Below are 16,204 nucleotides of genomic sequence, written 5' to 3'. Positions count from 1 at the left end.
ACTGACCCTGTCCGTCAGCCATAAAATTCCACGGAGAATCCCATGATTATCGACTGTCACGGTCACTTCACGACGGTCCCCAAGCATTTCCGCGAATGGCGCAGCGCGCAAGTCGCGGCGGCGGACGATGTGGCGAACGCGCCGCTCGTCGCCGATGCGCATGTCAGCGACGACCAGATCCGCGAAGGGATCGAGGGCGGCCAGCTCAAGCTCCAGCAGGAGCGCGGCAGCGACCTCACCTTGTTCTCGCCGATCGCCGGCCTAATGAGCCATCACCTCGGCAACGAGCGCACCAGCCTTGAGTGGGCGAGCGTCTCCAACGACCTCGTCTACCGCGTTACCGAGATGTATCCGGATAACTTCGTGCCGGTGGCCATGCTGCCGCAGAGCCCCGGTGCGCTGCCGAAGAACTCGATTCCCGAGCTTCGCCGCGTGGTGGAGGAACTGGGCTTCGTGGGCGTGAACGTGAACCCAGATACCACCGGCGGCTATTGGACCGGCAAGCCTTTCACCGACAAGGAATGGTATCCGCTGTTCGAGGCTATGTGCGATCTGGACGTGCCAGGCATGGTCCACGTGGCCGCGTCGTGTAATCCGAACTTCCACGGCACCGGCGCGCATTACCTGAACGCCGATACCTCGGTGTTCATGCAGATCCTGCAGAGCGATCTGTTCAAGGACTTTCCGACGCTGCGCCTGGTCATCCCGCATGGCGGCGGCGCGGTTCCATACCACTGGGGCCGGTATCGCGGCATGTCGCTGGAGATGATGGACCGCCCGCTGGAAGGGTTGCTGGACAACATCTACTTCGACACTTGCGTCTATCACCATCCCGGCGTGGAGCTGCTGACCAAGGTGGTGCCGACGTCGAACGTGCTGTTCGGCTCGGAAATGATCGGCGCGGTGCGTGGCACCGATCCGAACACCGGGCATTACTTCGACGACACCAAGCGCTACGTCGATGCTTGTGACGCGCTGTCGGATAATGACCGTTTCGCGATCTACGAAGGCAATGCCCGCAAGGTCTATCCGCGCCTCGACGCGCGGCTGAAGGCCAAGGGGCTTTAAGGGCTCTGACCCGACCGCTGCCCTTGCTACCATAAATTCCGTCATCCCCGCGCACGTGGGGATCCCGCTTGTTCTTCGGGCCTCGCGCTGTGGGCAGACGAAAGCGGGGCCCCCGCCTGCGCGGGAGGCGACGGAGTGGTTTAGGATAGGTCGGTCTTGCACTCTACGACAGCGGCGGAAGTTATGCCTCGCGGCTGACAATCAACTCCCGCCGCCGCCGCCCACCCCGCAAATTGACAGCAACCAGAACAGAGGCCCGGCAGCGAAGGACCGCTTCCGGCAGCGGAGACAGGTGCATGACGTCCAAGTTTGTCGATATCCATCCCCACGTCATTTCCGACGACGAAGGCGCTTATCCGCCCGCGCCGCTGTTCGGAAAGCGGTCCGACTGGTCGCAGGAGCGGCCGAGCACGGTGGAAACGCTGATCGCCTCCATGGATGAGGCCGGCGTGGCAAAGGCCGCCGTCGTCCATTCCTCCACCACGTATGGCTTCGACAACAGCTACGTGGTGGATGCCTGCAACCGCTATGCGGATCGCCTGATCGCGGTGGGTTCGGTGGACGTGCTGGCGCCCGATGCCGTCGATACGATCCGTTCGTGGGTGGACCGGGGCCTCAAGGGTCTGCGCGTGTTCACCGGCGGATCGACCAAGGAATTCGATCCCAGCGAACTCGACGATCCGCGCGCCTATGCGGCGTGGGAACTGCTGGGCGAGCTGGGCCTGACCATGTGCATCCAGACCGGCCCGGTCGGCCTTGCCGCCGTGACCGCGCTAGCCAAGCGTTTTCCGAATGTGCCGATCATCCTCGATCACCTCGGCCGTCCGGATGTGACCGACGGCGCGCCTTATGCGAATGCGCAGAGCCTGTTCGATCTCGCGCCGATCGAGAGCATCTATCTGAAGCTCACCCCGCGCATCATGGGCGATTCGGCGAAGGGCGAGGCCACGCCGGAGACGCTGTTCCCCAAGCTGGTGGACGTGTTCGGCGCGCAGCGCATGGCCTGGGGCTCGAATTACCCGACTTCGCCCGGCACGCTGGCGGAGATCAAGGCGACAGCAGAGGCCCGCCTGGCTTGTCTGACCGACGCCGACCGCGAATGGATCTTCGCGAAGACGGCGCAGAAACTCTACCCCGCTCTGGACGACTAAGCGCCAGACGCGACAATAGGTGACATAAACGTGGAGAGAGACGAGATGGACAAGGCACTGGAACGGGGCGGGGCAAGCAGGGGGGCGAGTACCGCCGCACCCGCAAGCGCAGCCGCCTGGGCGGTGCTGCTGCTGCTGGCGCTGGGCGTGATGATCGCCTTCGTCGACCGCACCAGCATCTCGTCGGCTCTCGCCGATGGGCCGTTCATCCAGCACTTCGGCATGACCGACATCGACCGGGGCTGGGTGAACGCAGCGTTCTTCTGGTCCTACGGCTTGATCCAGATTCCCGCCGGATGGATCGTCGATCGCTATGGCGTGAAGACGCCCTACACGGTGTGCTTCGTGCTCTGGTGTCTGGCGACGGCAGTGACCGGTCTGATCTCGACCATGTTCGCTCTGATCCTGATGCGCTTCATCGTCGGCGCGGCGGAAGCGGTGGTGATGCCGGCCAGCTATCGCTGGATCCGCAACAACTTCAAGGAAGGTCAGAGCGGCACCGCCGTCGGCCTGTTCGCGATGGGCAACAAGTTCGGGCCTGCCATCGGCGCACCGATCGCGGCCTGGCTGATCACCGCCTATGACTGGCGCGTAATGTTCATCGCCACCGGCGCGGTCGGGCTGGTCTGGCTGTTGCCGTGGATGTTCCTGGTGAAGAACGACCTGCCGCGCCGTGAAGACATGGCTGCAATCAGGCGCAAGGCGTCTTCCATCACGTTCGCAAGCATCCTCTCCAGCCCGCTGGTCTGGGGCACCCTCGTGGTGAACTTCTGCTATGGCTACTTCACGTTCTTCTGCATGACCTGGATGCCCAGCTATCTAGTGGAAGAGCGCGGGCTGAGCCTCGAAAAGTCTGGCCTGTTCACGTTCTTCAGCTTTGCGGGCATTGCCATCGTCGCGCTGATTGCCGGGTGGACGGCCGATAAACTGATCGCACGCGGCGGCGATCCGGTGTTCGTGCGCAAGGCCTTCGTCATTGCTGGCTTCATCGGGGCCTGCACCGTGCTACTGGGCGCCAAGGCGGAATCGCTGAACGCGGCGCTGTTCTGGAACGTCTTCTCGCTATCGTTCCTGGGGCTTGCCACGGCTAACAACCTCGCGCTCTGCCGCCTGACCCTCATCCCGGCGCCCGCCGTGGGTCTCGTCACCGGCGTACAGCAGGTGGCGACCAGCCTTGCAGGCGGTGTCGCCGCGAGCCTTTCGGGCTGGCTGCTCCACATCTCCGGCAGTTACGACCTGCCGATGCTGGTGATCTTCGTCTTCCTGGTGATCGGTGCGCTGACGACGTGGCTGGTGCTGCGTCCCGAATGGGCACCGAAGATTTCCCTCGCAGCAGACGAATGACGCTGCGCACCGGGCGGAAGCACCCCGTGGGGCGGGTTGCAATCGCCTGGAGCGTAGATTGGATTGGTCGGCCCGACGGGGGCGGCCTAGATCTGCGACACGCTCGCAACAGATGATTGAAAGAGGATGTAATGGCGCAGATCGTATTCGGCATGGCCGTTCCGCACAGCGGAATGCTGGGTCAAGCCCCTGAGGACTGGCTGACCAATGGCGATCGCGACCGCAAGAACCCGGAGCTCTGGTATCAGGGTCGCACCTGGACCTATCCGGAACTGGAAGCCGAGCGCGGCGCCGCTTTCGCTCCGTTCCTGACGCTGGAAGAACGTACCGAACGGGCCGGCCGCTGCCGGGCCGCGCTGGACGAGATGGCCGAGGCTTACAAGCGCGCCAAGGTCGATGTTGCCATCGTGCTGGGCAAGGACCAGAAGGAAATCTGGCCCGACCAGTCGCCCTCGATCACCATCTACACCGGTGAAGACGTCCACAATGGCCCGCCGCAGCGCCCGGTCTATGCGCCCGACCACCATGTGGTGCATCAGGCCTATCCGGACTTCGCGACGTATCTGATCAAGACCTTCCAGGGCCACAACTTCGATCTGAACGACCTGCAGAAGTGGCCGCAGAACACTTGGATGGAATCGCGGCAGGGCTATGCGCCGGACTATCCGGTGGTCCCGCATGCCTACAGCTTCGTCTATCACCAGATCATGGGCGACGACGTGCCGCGCCACGTGCCGGTGCTGTTCAACCTGTTCTATCCGCCCACGCAGCCCTCCATGGCGCGCTGCATCGAATTCGGCCGCGTGCTGCGCGAGGCGATCGAGGCCTGGCCGGAAGACGTGCGCGTGGCAGTGATCGCTTCGGGCGGTCTGTCGCACTTCGTTAATGACGAGGAGTTTGACCGCGACGTGATGGAAAAGTTGGCGAGCTACGATTACGAAGGCCTCGCCGCGATCCCTGACGGTTATTACCAGTCGGGCACGAGCGAGGTGAAGATCTACTCGATCGTGATGATGGCCCTTCAGCACACCGGCGCGAGAATGACCTTGGTGGACTACGTGCCTTGCTGGCGCACCGAGGCCGGAACCGGCGAGGGCATGGGCTTCATGTACTGGCAGCCTGAAGAGTGAGTTGCGAACTGGCCCGTCTTTCCTGAAGGCGGGCCGGTTTTCGATGACGGCGGTCGCCGGATCAATCGGGTGCGACCGTCCGGGAAGAGGTACGGGCAAAGCACGCCCGAAAGGAAAGATCCAAGCAATGACCCAGACGCGCCTCAACGGCATCATCCGTGCTCTCGAAGCCGGCATGCCCGTTTTCACCTGCTTCTCGAAGGTCGACAAGCTGACCGCGCAGGAACTGACCGATGCCCCTTATGACGGCATCGTCTTCGAGATGGAGCACAACCCCTACGACGTCGCCGCGCTGGGCGATGCGCTCCAGTATATGCTCAATCGCAAGAAGATCGCCGAGAGCGGCTCGGTTGCGCCTGCGGTCACGCCAATCGCCCGCATCCCGGCGAACGGCGGCGAGATGAACCAGTTCCAAGCCAAGCAAGTGCTGGATCGCGGCGTCTACGGCGTGATCACTCCGCACGTTTCGACCGTGGAGCAGGCTTACAACATGGTCGCCTCCGCCCGCTATGCGAAGCCGACCGGCGCCGCGCTCTATGAGCCCAAGGGCGTTCGCGGCGACGGTCCGGCCACTGCCGCGCGCTACTGGGGTCTCTCGCAGCCTGATTACTACGCCAAGGCCGACGTCTGGCCGCTGGCACCGCATGGCGAACTCCTGGTCGGCATGATGTGCGAGAGCCCGGAGGCGATCGAGAACCTGAACGACATTCTCGCCAATGTCCCCGGCATCGGCCTGGTGCTGATCGGCGAGGGCGATCTGTCGCAGGCCCTCGGCTACCCGCGCCAGTACGACCATCCCGAAGTGGTCAGCGCGATGAACAGGATCGTCGAGGTCTGCAAGAAGCACAACGTCGTCGTCGGCAACCCGCACACCAATGCCAAGAACGTCGAGCGCCTGATCGGTGAGGGCTATCGCTTCCTGATGTCCGCGCCGACGCGCAGCTACGGCGTCGTCGGGCAGGGCCGCGAACTGGCGGGGTACTGATCATGGCCAACGGTGCAGAAACCCTCGTCAACACGCTGGTCGACAACGGTGTGGAGGTTTGCTTCGCGAACCCCGGCACTTCGGAAATGCACTTCCTGGCGGCGCTCGACAATCCGCGCATGAAGTCGGTGCTGTGCCTTTACGAAGGCGTCTGCACCGGCGCGGCGGATGGCTGGTACCGGATGAAGGACGTGCCGGCATCCACGCTGCTGCACTTGGGCCCGGGTCTCGCCAACGGCCTGTCCAACATCCACAACGCCAAGCGCGCCTCGTCCGGCATGGTCAACGTCGTCGGCGAACATTCGGCGTCGCACCTGAAGTACGATCCGCCGCTGACGTCGGACATCGAAGGCCTTGCTCGCCCGCTCAGCCACTGGGTGCGCCGTGCCGAGTCCGCGACGACGATTGCTTGGGACACCGCCACCGCCTGCGCCAAGGCCAGCGAACATCCCGGCCAGATCGCCACGTTGATCCTGCCGGGTGACACTGCATGGAAGGACGCCGGAATGCCGGTCGTGCCGCAGGGCCTGACCCGCGCTCGCTCAGCACCGGATCAGGCGCGCGTGGATGAAGTGGCGCGCGTGCTGCGCTCGGGCGAACCGACGCTGCTGATCCTTGGCAAAAAGGCCACGCGCGGCCGCGCGCTGGACCTCGCCGGCGCGGTTGCAGCCGGCACCGGCTGCCGCCTCGGCTCGCAGTTCTTCACCGCGCGGATCGAGCGCGGCGCGGGCCGCACGCCGCTGGAACGCATTCCCTACGCGGTGCCGCTGGGGCAGGCCTTCCTCAAGGACTTCAAGCACATCGTCACTTTGGAGACCAAGGAACCGGTGGCGTTCTTCGCCTATCCGGACAAGCCCAGCTTGCTGAAGGCGCCGGGCACCGTGGTCCACTCGCTAGTCGCGGATGACGAGGACAGTGCGCTCGGCCTGGAAATGCTGATCGACGCGCTGGGCCTGAAGGGCGCCGCGCCGCTGGTGCAGGAACGGATCGAGGCGGGCGTGCCCAGCGGCGCGCTCAACCCCGAAAGCATCGCCCAGGCCCTTTCGGCAGCGCTGCCGGAGAACGCGATCCTCGTCGACGAGTCGCTCACCACTGGCCGCCAGACCATGGGCCTGACAATGGGCGCGCGTCCGCACGACCTCATCAACAACATGGGCGGATCGATCGGCTACGGCACCCCCGTCGCCACCGGCGCGTCTATGGCCTGCCCGGACCGGCGGACCTTCTGCATGGTGGGTGATGGCAGCGCCATGTACACGATCCAGTCGCTCTGGACGCAGGCGCGCGAAGGGCTGCCGATCACGACGATCATCTTCGCGAACAATCAGTACGCGATCCTCAAGGCCGAATACACGAATATGGGGGCGGGCCAGCAGCCCGGCCCTCAGGCCATGGCGATGATCGATATCGACCGTCCGACCATCGACTGGGTGGCCATGGCAAAGTCCATGGGCGTGCCCGGTGTGCAGGTCGACAATGCCGAAGACTTCCACAAGGCGATGGCACGCTCCACCGAGATGGACGGCCCCTGCCTGATCGAAGTCAAACTTTACTGATCGGGAGAAGGATCACCATGACCACCACCGACGTCCTGACACTCAGGGCAAACGTACAGGATTATCCGCAGACCAAGGCGCTAAAGGACGGGCGGGTTTCGTCCGATATCGTCAGCCTCGATTTCTGCGGACCGGAAAAAGCGCACAACGGCTTCAAGGCCATGCTGCGCGAGAATGCCTTCGATTGCGGCGAACTGGCCATCGTCACCTGCCTGCAGGCGAAGATCTACGGCAAGCCTTTCGTGCTGCTGCCGGTGCCGATCTCGGGCCGTTTCCAGCACCACTGCGCGGGCTTCAACCGTGACCTCGGTCATCTCGACCCCAAGGATATCGAGGGCAAACAGGTCGGCGTGCGGACCTATGCGCAGACCACCGGCCTGTGGGTGCGCGGCGTGCTCCAGCATGAATACGGCGTCGATCTCGACAAGGTGACGTGGATGACCGTGGGTGCCGGTCACCTGCTGGAATACACCGATCCGGCCAACTGCGTGCGCCTGCCCAAGGGTTCGGACATCGGCCAGATGATGCTCGACGGGGAACTGGCGGCGACGCTGCAGGGCGTCGATCTGCCCAAGGACCCGCGCGTGGAACGGCTGATCCCCGATCCCTTCAACGCTGCCAAGGACTGGTTCGCGCGGGAAGGCGTGGTGCCGATCAACCACATGTTCGTGGTGCATCAGGACCTGACCAGGAGCCGCCCCGATGTCGTGCGGGAACTTTACCGCATGGTGGTGGAGAGCCGTGACCTGACCGAAGGCGGCCTGCCCGATCCGTTCCCGCCGGTGGGGCTGGAAGCCAATCGCAAGGGGATCGAACTGGCCATCGACTGGGCTTTCGAGCAGAAGATCATCCCCCGTAAGATCACTGTCGACGAGCTGTTCGATGACGTGACGGCAAGCCTGGGGGCCTGACGCCGAAGGTGCTGACGCAAAGGGGGCCGGGCAGATTGCTCGGCCCCCTTTTTGCGTTCAGCTGACGGGCGCGCGTGCCGGTTCGTGATCGAAGCTGTCGGCGTTGCGTAGGGCTGGGAACCACCGCGCCCAGAGCGCGACCACTGCCAGTGTGCCCACTCCGCCCAGTACTACCGCCATGACCGGGCCGACCGCGGCGGCGAGGAAGCCGCTCTCCGCCTCTCCTAGTTCGTTCGAGGCCGAAACGAACAGCGAGGAGATAGCCCCGACCCTTCCGCGCATCTCGTCCGGCGTGGCGATCTGCATCAGCGACTGACGCACATAGACCGAGATCATGTCGGCCGCGCCGAGGATCGCCATGCAGGCGAGCGAGAGCAGCAGTGATCGGGACAGGCCGAAGATGATCGTTGCGATGCCGAATATCGCGACTGAAGCAAGCATCTTGATGCCCACTTGTCCCTGAAGCGGCCGCCACGAAAGCCAGAGACCTGAGGCCAATGCTCCGATGGCAGGCGCCGCCCGCAAATTCCCGAGGCCCGCCGGGCCGACATGGAGAATGTCGCGCGCATAGACGGGGAGCAACGCGGTTGCGCCGCCCAGCAACACGGCAATGAGGTCGAGGCTTATCGCGCCGAGCACTAACTTGTGGCGGATGACGAACGTGAGTCCGTCCATCATCTGTCGCAGCGGATGACGATTGCGATCGAACGGCTGTCGTTCCATCCCCCGCATGGCGAAGAGAGCGCAGGACGACAGCAGCAAGAGCGCTGCGCTCAGCGCGAAAGCCAGATAAGGAGCAACGGCATAGGCATAGCCGCCCAGTACCGGCCCGAGGATGGCGCCGATGCGTCCTGCTACTGCATTCGCGGCGACTGCGCGAGGCAGTAATGCGCGGGGCACCGTATTAGGCGCGAGCGCAGTGATGGCGGGGCGATAGACGGCGCGGGTAACCCCGGTGAGCGTGGCGATCAGGAAGTAGACTATCAGGGTTCCCCTGCCGTCATGGACCAGCCATGCCAAGAGAGCCGCTCCGGCGAGCTGCGCCACGCAGGACCAGCCGGCCATGAGCCTTCGGTCATAGCGGTCTGCCATCCAGCCGGTCAGCGGCGTGAGCACGAACATCGGCACGAACTGAACGAGCCCGATCAGCCCGAGCTGGAGAGCAGCTTCCCGCACGTCCATGGACCGCCGCGCGACATCGTAAACGAGCCAGCCCAGCGCGATGACCAGGCTGCTCTGCGATAGCATGGAGGCCATACGCGCGATCCAGAACAAGCGAAAGTTGCGATAGGAAAAGGCGCTGCGCCCGAGATGCATGTTGCTCATGAAATCATCCAGTCCGTCTTCGGCCGATCGTGTCCACCGTGATTTTTGGCCGCGACTGCGGTCCCTATGGCAAGCGATCTAGGTAGCCCTATCGAAGGCGTGGAGCGGGCGATAGGTTTACGATGCACGCGAGCAGTTGCGGCGATTGTGCTCATTTGCAGAAACAATCCGATTACCGAATTGAATTAAATAAATCTACGTTTAATTGCAGAACTCTGGCGTATTCATCCGGGTGGCTCCAGTCGGATACGATAGATTATGAATAAATTATCGGGAGGAAGTCTCGGACTGCAATTGCTCGCAGATGCCGGACAGATCGACGAACCTGTCATTCGATCGCAGCAGATGGCCTGCGAGCACGTGCCGTTCCACGTTGAAGCTGTAAAACAGCGCCCCCTGCGATATCGTCGACTTGCCCGACATCGACCTGTGTCCGTCCTGATAGAACAGTGAATCAAACACGCAGGCTACTTCAAGCCAGAGTTTTTCAATATTATCTCTCATTTGTGGCCGTTCATCGTGGCTGGCCTTTAGATGATCGAATGGCCGCTTCGCAGAAGCTCACAGGAGGTGTTGAATGACGGCTTTGTCGGCGAAGGCTGAGCTACGACAGGCGGCGGCCAGCAGGCCGCGACCTAATCCTCGCCGTTCCGAGTTGGCTTCCTGATTGTCCGCCTTGCGCCTTTCGGAGTGGATCCGTCGGGGACTGGCTTACGTTTTGCCGAATCAGTTCATTCCGGCGTAGCTAATCGTTCCTGCTGCCCTCCCCGCTATGTGGATGTGCGATAAGCTCGGATATCAAACAGGAAGCGATTGGCAGTCGCTGAGGCTCGTTCGGCCTCTTCTGCCGGGATGTCGATCCCGTGCGCGGCCTTGTTGAGACTGCTGACGATGCCGATGAAATCTTTCGTGGAGGGCAGATCGCGCACCCCTTCGTTTAGACGCACCATTTCGCTTAATACTGGTGGGCGGTCGCTTTCGACGCCGTCGCCCTCGATCAGAGCGCGCAGTTCGCGCTCTATATCGATGCGGAGCTTGACGAGCGTCATCATTGGAAATTCGCGGGCCGGGTCTTCGGCGGTTGGCAGCGCAGCCTGAAGGGGGGCAGGGAGGGCCGCCGACAGCTTATAATCCGCAACTCCCAGCGGTTGAATGGAATCCCGCAACGCATATTCTACTATGACGGCGTTCTTGCCTTGGCATAGAATGATACCAATTGTCGGTGCATCGTCGGCATGCCGCAGAAGGTCATCAACTGCCGAGAGGTAGAAGTTCATTTTGCCTGCAAACTCAGGCTTGAACTCTTCAATTTTCAGCTCGACCACCACGAAGCATCGCAGTTGCAAATCGTAGAAGAGGAGATCAAGGTAATAATCTTGTTCTGCAACCTCGAGATGGTATTGGCCCCCTACGAAATGCGAAGCCTTTGCCGAGTTCGAGAAAGAGCGACCGCAGGTGATCGAGCAAGCTGCGCTCCAGTTCTCGCTCGGAGATGTCCGCGCCAAGACCTAGGAATTCAAAACTGTAGGGATCTTTCATGAGCGCCTGTGCCAGATCCGACTGTGGAGCTGGTAGCGTTCTTGCAAAGTTAGTGATGGCCTTGCCCTGCCGAGCGAAAAGATCGCTGCGGATCTGGCGGGCGAGGACGTTTCGGCTCCAGCGCGTTTTCCCGCGCTTGCTTGGCATACCAGATACGCTGATCGGATACCTTGATAGCCTCCATGAGCGTGATTGCATGGCCCCATGGCAATTGTGCAATGACCTGTTGCCGATTTCGGTATCGGGGAACGCCTCGGCCAATGCGCGCATATATTTAAGGTTGTGAGGCGAGAAGCCGGTCATTTCCGGAAAGTCGCGCTTCAGGTCCACCGACAGACGATCGACGATCTTTGCGCCCCAACCGGAAACTCCCTGACGCTCGAAGATATCGCGGCCGATCCCCCAATAGAGCAAGATCAGCTCCTCGTTGACAGCAACCGCTGCCCGCAGCCGTGCGGTGCGGATCCGAAGCTTCATTTGGGAGGAGCCTCCAGGCGCAGCCGCTTGCCGCAATGCAAAGCAAGGCATTCACCACTTCGCGCATGTCCGTGGTGCGACGCCGACCTCTGCGCGTGGCTGGTGGGATAAACGGCGCGGCCAATTCCCACTCCCTGGCCGTCATATGGCTGGAATAGCGCAACCCTTTCCGGCTATGCTCCTGCTGGGCAATACCAGTCCATGCCATCGATCACTCCATCTCTCGCAGGACGGCGTGAATCACAACATGCTGGCATTGCTTAACAACTTTCGGGATGGCTCTTACAGTTAACAGAGACGCCCAGACGCGGCGAAACGTTCTTAATTCGGTTTAAGCGGACATTGAAGATGCCGGATGGCACACCATCTCACGACCGCGAAATAAAAGGCCAAGGACGCTGATAAGAAGTTGAGCTATTCGAACGGCGTGTGCTGATACGCACAGACTCGGAACCGAAGCGGCGGCGTGCGTTCATAGGCGAAGAAGCGGTGCACGAAACCGGAGAGATAAAGGTGCGGCGGGATAATGCTAGGTGGTGATGTGAAGCACGAAAGGGTTAAGCGTTCCAGTCGCTGGGATATGAAGCCTGCTATATTGATTGTCGACGACGCCCCGTTCGTTGCTCTCGATCTGGAAGACGCCGCAGTGGCTGCCGGTTTCAGGGTCATTGGGCCGTGCGGATCTGTTTCTGCAACGTTAGGGGAAGTCAATCGCTGGACGCCTGCTTGCGCCATTCTGGATGTGCAACTTGCCGACGGCCCGGTCTTCCCTGTCGCGGATTTTCTACAAGACGCGGGGGTTCCTCTCATATTTCACTCTGGCACTTCGGCCGGCGATGAGCTGTTGGACCGCTATCCCGGCGCGCGGTTTTGCGCCAAACCCAGTCAGCCCGCGGATTTGATGAATTTCGTGCGACAAGCTGTCGATTTATGACCGGGTGCAAGTCTCATAACGCTCGGAGCAACGGCGCGCTCGATGGTTCGGCGCTCCGTCATGAGGAGCAGGCGACCGGTGGCTTGGCCGTTTGTTCTTGCTACAGGTATCTACCCCGATGTCGTGCGTGAGCCTCAGGCGGCATGCAGCTCGCCTGTGAATAAGCGCAGGCGTGGGCATGGTTCGCCCCTTAACGGCGGACGGCCCGGCGCGGTCATTATCTCTCGCTCGAAACAGCCTATCAAAGAGATCGGATACCGACGCGCCCCGAAATCCGGAGCGGAACGCTCGTGTAACCGTGGAAAGCGCAAATCTTGCGGGATCCTTGTCTCAGCCCGGCGGCGTATGCTGAACATACCTGTCCGCGATTAATGAGCTCTTTGCAGTGTTCCTGCAACGCCTTCATCGCCGAAATCAGTCTCTTGCGCGCCGGCCCCCAACGAGGAAGTGCAAGCGGTAGTTGTCCATCTAACCTCATTGAGTCGCGCCCTCAGGTAACAAACCAGTCACGGCTCGAGGCATTCGCTTTGAGTCAGGCTAGATCGTGTCCCAGGACGTGGTGTAGGCTGAAGGCTGAGGTGGTCACCGTGATTTCGGGTAGGTTTGGGTTGCGAAGCTCCAACCTGACGAAAGGAATCACGATGATGTCGCCAAGCTATTTCATCAAGGCGTTTAGCAGCACAGTGGGCATAGCGCCTTATGCCTGGTTGATTGAGCAGAGGCTTGCCATGGCATGTTCCTTGATCGACAGTTCCGTTTTCCCACTGGCGCAAATCGCGCTCGATTGTGGGTTTTTCCGACCAAAGCCACTTAACGCGAACATTCGTGAAGCGACGGGGGATGACGCCGGCGCGTTGGCGACAATGGCGGCGAGAGGAGCAGTTAGCTCTTTCGGATCGGTGATCTTGCGCGCGCAAATTGAGGCGTACAACTAAATGGGCGCCCGTCGCATGCATCCATGCCATCGCCTTGGCGGAACACCCACTACCGCTGCCCCGAACACTCTGGCCGCCAGCGTATGTTGTAGGCTGGTGCAGGCATTTGAAGATACTCGGTTTATCCGCATTGGAGGCGCTGATGTGAGGTGTGGAGCGGCAGCTATGTCGGCTGAGCAGGGCAGGGGGTATCGGCAGGTCGCGACCCTTTGCGGACTCTCGCCACCTCGTTTCACCTCCCTGGGTGCGGACGGTCCGCTATCCCGGCAGGTGCCGACCAGGCCCGGTCGTTCTTCGCTCGCCGGAGGAACGGCGAGATTCACTGCTAGCGGTCATTCGCCCGCCGATGATTGATGGGGTCAGTCAACGTCCAGTTCCAGGCGAGTGATCTCCGCTCCGGAAAGGCCGACATGGGTGGTTTGCGGACGCTGGGGTCATCGTCCTTCATCATGCCAGAACTTGACCCGATGAGCCAAGATGAGGCCGAAAACTGCCGATGGATAGTAGACCATTCGATCATATGAACCAAACCAACCCAGATCTAAATAATAATTTAGGCCTGATAGTATAAGCACTATCATCATCAACACAGCGCAAATTCTCATGCCATGTGGGGCCGATTTCCAGAAGTTCCGAGCAGGCATGTTGCGTTACGTTCAAAAATGATTGTCGCTCTGTGACCTTCTGGGCCGATCAGTAATCTCTGAAAGAGGCTTGAAGCGATGACCGCAATGGGTGGATTGCGGACCTAGCCCTACAGGACTTTGCCCTGTCGGTAAGCAACCTTTGCGTTGCCTTGCGCCTTGGTTCCGCGTTCCGTGATCGACACAGCCGGTATATGGTCGAGACGCGTCATGAGAATGCCGATGAAGCCGGAAACAGCTCGCTGGACGCCACTGGTTTCGACGTGAATTGCAAGAGCATTAGGATCGGTGCCGTAATTTCGCACGACAGCGTCCTCTCCGAAAATGCGTCGTGCGGCCTCGCGAATGAAGGAAGCCTGCTCTTGGGTAAGTTCACATGGCATCTGTGGCGGCATTGGTGGTTTAGCGGGAGGCATAACCACTTCTTAGTGCCCCGCAGCAATGTCCGCAAAGGGCGCTTGGCCGCCATTCCCACCGAGTGCACGTAGGGGCCATTCAGCGCCCGACCTTTGTCGGTCGTTCGGCCGGTGATTTCCGATTCCAAGTGCAGCCCGCCCGGTTTGCGGGTCTCGCTTGATAGAACTCAGGCGCTACGATTCGAAATTTTGACCTCATCTACGAGCGAGTAGCCAGCGCTGCGTCCACCGGCGGAATCCTTCTGCAGAATGCCTCTTCGAACCAGATCATTGATGTCGCGAAGAGCCGTGTCGGAGGATGTCTTGGTCATCGCTGCCCACTTGGCATTGGTCAGTTTGCCCTCGAAACCGTTTAGGACACGATTGAGAACCTTTTGCTGTCGGTCATTAAGAGACTGGCCCACCATTGAATCCCAAAACCTCGCCTTGCGCATGACGTTGGCCAAAATCGACTCAGCCCTATCGAAAGCACGATCGAGGCAGTCAATGAACCAGAGCAGCCACCCCGTAATGTCCAGCCCGCCTCTCTGCGTCGTTTCCAGCATGTCATAATACGTCTTCCGCTCAGCACGGATCTGAGCCGACATGCTATAGAAGCGTTGCGCCGTTCCTTCCGCACGCGCTAGCGCAAGATCAGCAATCGCGCGCGCGATGCGTCCGTTCCCATCATCAAACGGATGGATCGTCACGAACCACAAGTGCGCAACGCCGGCCTTCAAAACGGGATCGAGCCTGGCAGTCTCGAACCACGCAAGGAAGCGGGACATCTCCCGATCCATCAAATCCGATGATGGAGCTTGGTAGTGTATGCGCTCACGGCCAATCGGCCCGGAGACGACCTGCATCGCGCCACCTTCAATACCTCGCCAGGCACCTACCGTAATGCGGCTCATCCCGCTTCGTCCCGTAGGGAATAGGGCCGCATGCCAGTCGAAAAGGCGCTCAGCGGTCAGAGGTTGAGCATAATTCTGGGTCGCATCCAGCATCATTTCCACGACGCCGTCGACATCACGATCCACTTCGACCAGTCCGCCGATCTCCATTCCGAGCCGGCGGGCGATAGAGGAGCGCACTTGCTCCCTGTCAAGAATCTCTCCTTCAATCTCGCTGGATTTGAGGACATCCTCGGTAAGCGCATGAAGCACAGCTTCTTCACGCAGAGGAAAGCCCAATGCCTCCATATGCCCGATCAATCGCCCTTGCCGGTGACGCACGGCAGCAAGTGGTTGAAAGAGTTCTGGCTCGTTCCAGATTAGGTTCGGCCAGTCTGTCAGTTCATGGATATAGGGCACAAACACCGCTCCTTATGCGGTGAATATATTCATCATTCACTGCGTAGCGCAACGATATTCGCCGCGAAATATGCGGCGAACATAGGATCAATCACCGCATCCGAGAGCGCAGATTGAATGGTTGCACATCGTTCACGAACGGCGAACTCACCGTCCTGCCGGCGGAAGCCGTCGAGGTGCCAGCAGTCCCGTCGTCACCCAACAGCGGCATTCTCAGCCTGACGCTTCCCGGAACGTCGGACGTACTGAGCGGGAAGGGAAGCTCGTCGATTGCTTTTGTCGGTATCACACCCGAAGGCTCGAACGAGCTTGCTAACGGTCACCTAAACTTTGAGGGCGACATCATCCAGGCCAGCAGCAACTTCAAAACTTTGGAATCGAACAAATCCCCATGTTTGTGGACGGGGCTGCTGCCAAGTCTTCCATTCGAGATAGGTCGTCCTATCCACTCACCGAAGTTTCGGAGCGGCACGCTCCCGTGCAAACAAGCCACTGA

At 60.9% G+C, this 16,204-nt stretch carries 15 protein-coding genes and 1 pseudogene; 9 read left to right on the top strand and 7 right to left on the bottom strand.

Translation table 11 applies throughout. The annotated features are described in order from the left end of the window. Positions 1–42: 42 nt before the first annotated feature. The 7 genes from AC1VV3_RS24185 to AC1VV3_RS24155 all read left to right on the top strand — a co-directional run bounded on the left by AC1VV3_RS24185 (position 43) and on the right by AC1VV3_RS24155 (position 8,145). Positions 43–1,068: an amidohydrolase family protein gene (locus AC1VV3_RS24185; protein WP_482963570.1), complete on the top strand. Its 1,026-nt coding sequence runs from the start codon at positions 43–45 to the stop codon at positions 1,066–1,068. Positions 1,069–1,364: 296 nt separating this feature from the next. Then, the gene (locus tag AC1VV3_RS24180) at positions 1,365–2,219 is read left to right on the top strand and encodes an amidohydrolase family protein (protein ID WP_482963569.1); all 855 of its coding nucleotides are present in this window, start codon (positions 1,365–1,367) and stop codon (positions 2,217–2,219) included. 45 nt (positions 2,220–2,264) lie between these two features. Then, positions 2,265–3,563, top strand: coding sequence for an MFS transporter (locus AC1VV3_RS24175; protein WP_482963568.1), 1,299 nt, complete (start codon positions 2,265–2,267; stop codon positions 3,561–3,563). Between the two features lie 131 nt (positions 3,564–3,694). Further along, positions 3,695–4,693 (top strand): DODA-type extradiol aromatic ring-opening family dioxygenase, encoded by a 999-nt coding sequence (locus AC1VV3_RS24170; protein WP_482963567.1) that lies wholly within the window; start codon positions 3,695–3,697, stop codon positions 4,691–4,693. 127 nt (positions 4,694–4,820) lie between these two features. After that, complete coding sequence (locus tag AC1VV3_RS24165) at positions 4,821–5,678, top strand: HpcH/HpaI aldolase family protein (RefSeq protein ID WP_482963565.1); 858 nt, start codon at positions 4,821–4,823, stop codon at positions 5,676–5,678. A gap of 2 nt (positions 5,679–5,680) precedes the next feature. Next, positions 5,681–7,234 carry an acetolactate synthase large subunit gene (locus AC1VV3_RS24160; protein ID WP_482963563.1) on the top strand — a complete coding sequence of 518 codons (1,554 nt, stop codon included), beginning with the start codon at positions 5,681–5,683 and terminating at the stop codon, positions 7,232–7,234. 17 nt (positions 7,235–7,251) lie between these two features. Further along, positions 7,252–8,145 (top strand): substrate-binding domain-containing protein, encoded by an 894-nt coding sequence (locus AC1VV3_RS24155; RefSeq protein WP_482963561.1) that lies wholly within the window; start codon positions 7,252–7,254, stop codon positions 8,143–8,145. Between the two features lie 57 nt (positions 8,146–8,202). On the opposite strand, the gene AC1VV3_RS24150 is transcribed toward AC1VV3_RS24155, so the two are convergent. The 5 genes and pseudogenes from AC1VV3_RS24150 to AC1VV3_RS24130 all read right to left on the bottom strand — a co-directional run. Further along, positions 8,203–9,471 carry an MFS transporter gene (locus AC1VV3_RS24150; protein WP_482963560.1) on the bottom strand — a complete coding sequence of 423 codons (1,269 nt, stop codon included), beginning with the start codon at positions 9,469–9,471 and terminating at the stop codon, positions 8,203–8,205. 267 nt (positions 9,472–9,738) lie between these two features. Beyond that, positions 9,739–9,933 (bottom strand): hypothetical protein, encoded by a 195-nt coding sequence (locus tag AC1VV3_RS24145; RefSeq protein WP_482963677.1) that lies wholly within the window; start codon positions 9,931–9,933, stop codon positions 9,739–9,741. A gap of 308 nt (positions 9,934–10,241) precedes the next feature. Then, the gene (locus AC1VV3_RS24140) at positions 10,242–10,931 is read right to left on the bottom strand and encodes a PDDEXK nuclease domain-containing protein (RefSeq protein WP_482963659.1); all 690 of its coding nucleotides are present in this window, start codon (positions 10,929–10,931) and stop codon (positions 10,242–10,244) included. Next, entirely contained in the window at positions 10,834–11,487 is a 654-nt protein-coding gene (locus AC1VV3_RS24135) for a PDDEXK nuclease domain-containing protein (protein WP_482963559.1), read from the bottom strand. The genes AC1VV3_RS24140 and AC1VV3_RS24135 overlap by 98 nt, the downstream gene beginning before the upstream one ends. A 1-nt stretch (position 11,488) precedes the next feature. After that, positions 11,489–11,695: pseudogene (locus AC1VV3_RS24130) on the bottom strand (transposase); the annotation flags it as partial. A gap of 387 nt (positions 11,696–12,082) precedes the next feature. Between AC1VV3_RS24130 and AC1VV3_RS24125 the strand changes: the two are divergent. Both AC1VV3_RS24125 and AC1VV3_RS24120 read left to right on the top strand, forming a co-directional pair. Then, positions 12,083–12,421: a response regulator gene (locus AC1VV3_RS24125; RefSeq protein ID WP_132269607.1), complete on the top strand. Its 339-nt coding sequence runs from the start codon at positions 12,083–12,085 to the stop codon at positions 12,419–12,421. A 644-nt stretch (positions 12,422–13,065) separates the two neighbouring features. Next, positions 13,066–13,356 (top strand): helix-turn-helix domain-containing protein, encoded by a 291-nt coding sequence (locus tag AC1VV3_RS24120; protein WP_482963558.1) that lies wholly within the window; start codon positions 13,066–13,068, stop codon positions 13,354–13,356. A gap of 754 nt (positions 13,357–14,110) precedes the next feature. Here AC1VV3_RS24120 and AC1VV3_RS24115 read toward each other — a convergent pair. Beyond that, positions 14,111–14,395: a hypothetical protein gene (locus AC1VV3_RS24115; protein ID WP_465128675.1), complete on the bottom strand. Its 285-nt coding sequence runs from the start codon at positions 14,393–14,395 to the stop codon at positions 14,111–14,113. A 188-nt stretch (positions 14,396–14,583) separates the two neighbouring features. Then, positions 14,584–15,708, bottom strand: a complete 1,125-nt coding sequence (locus tag AC1VV3_RS24110; RefSeq protein ID WP_465128676.1) for a Fic family protein — start codon at positions 15,706–15,708, stop codon at positions 14,584–14,586. Positions 15,709–16,204 lie beyond the last annotated feature (496 nt).

The organism is Novosphingobium sp. BL-S-34 (assembly GCF_056857015.1).
The sequence above is the reverse complement of the archived record's forward strand: the minus strand, read 5'-3'. Positions and strand labels throughout refer to the sequence as shown.

What these genes read in the sequence shown, in the direction of transcription:
- AC1VV3_RS24185 (WP_482963570.1), top strand. Translation starts at nt 43, where the DNA reads ATGATTATCGACTGTCACGGTCACTTCACGACGGTCCCCAAGCATTTC.
- AC1VV3_RS24180 (WP_482963569.1), top strand. Translation starts at nt 1,365, where the DNA reads ATGACGTCCAAGTTTGTCGATATCCATCCCCACGTCATTTCCGACGAC.
- AC1VV3_RS24175 (WP_482963568.1), top strand. Translation starts at nt 2,265, where the DNA reads ATGGACAAGGCACTGGAACGGGGCGGGGCAAGCAGGGGGGCGAGTACC.
- AC1VV3_RS24170 (WP_482963567.1), top strand. Translation starts at nt 3,695, where the DNA reads ATGGCGCAGATCGTATTCGGCATGGCCGTTCCGCACAGCGGAATGCTG.
- AC1VV3_RS24165 (WP_482963565.1), top strand. Translation starts at nt 4,821, where the DNA reads ATGACCCAGACGCGCCTCAACGGCATCATCCGTGCTCTCGAAGCCGGC.
- AC1VV3_RS24160 (WP_482963563.1), top strand. Translation starts at nt 5,681, where the DNA reads ATGGCCAACGGTGCAGAAACCCTCGTCAACACGCTGGTCGACAACGGT.
- AC1VV3_RS24155 (WP_482963561.1), top strand. Translation starts at nt 7,252, where the DNA reads ATGACCACCACCGACGTCCTGACACTCAGGGCAAACGTACAGGATTAT.
- AC1VV3_RS24150 (WP_482963560.1), bottom strand. Translation starts at nt 9,471, where the DNA reads ATGAGCAACATGCATCTCGGGCGCAGCGCCTTTTCCTATCGCAACTTT.
- AC1VV3_RS24135 (WP_482963559.1), bottom strand. Translation starts at nt 11,487, where the DNA reads ATGAAGCTTCGGATCCGCACCGCACGGCTGCGGGCAGCGGTTGCTGTC.
- AC1VV3_RS24120 (WP_482963558.1), top strand. Translation starts at nt 13,066, where the DNA reads ATGTCGCCAAGCTATTTCATCAAGGCGTTTAGCAGCACAGTGGGCATA.
- AC1VV3_RS24115 (WP_465128675.1), bottom strand. Translation starts at nt 14,395, where the DNA reads ATGCCGCCACAGATGCCATGTGAACTTACCCAAGAGCAGGCTTCCTTC.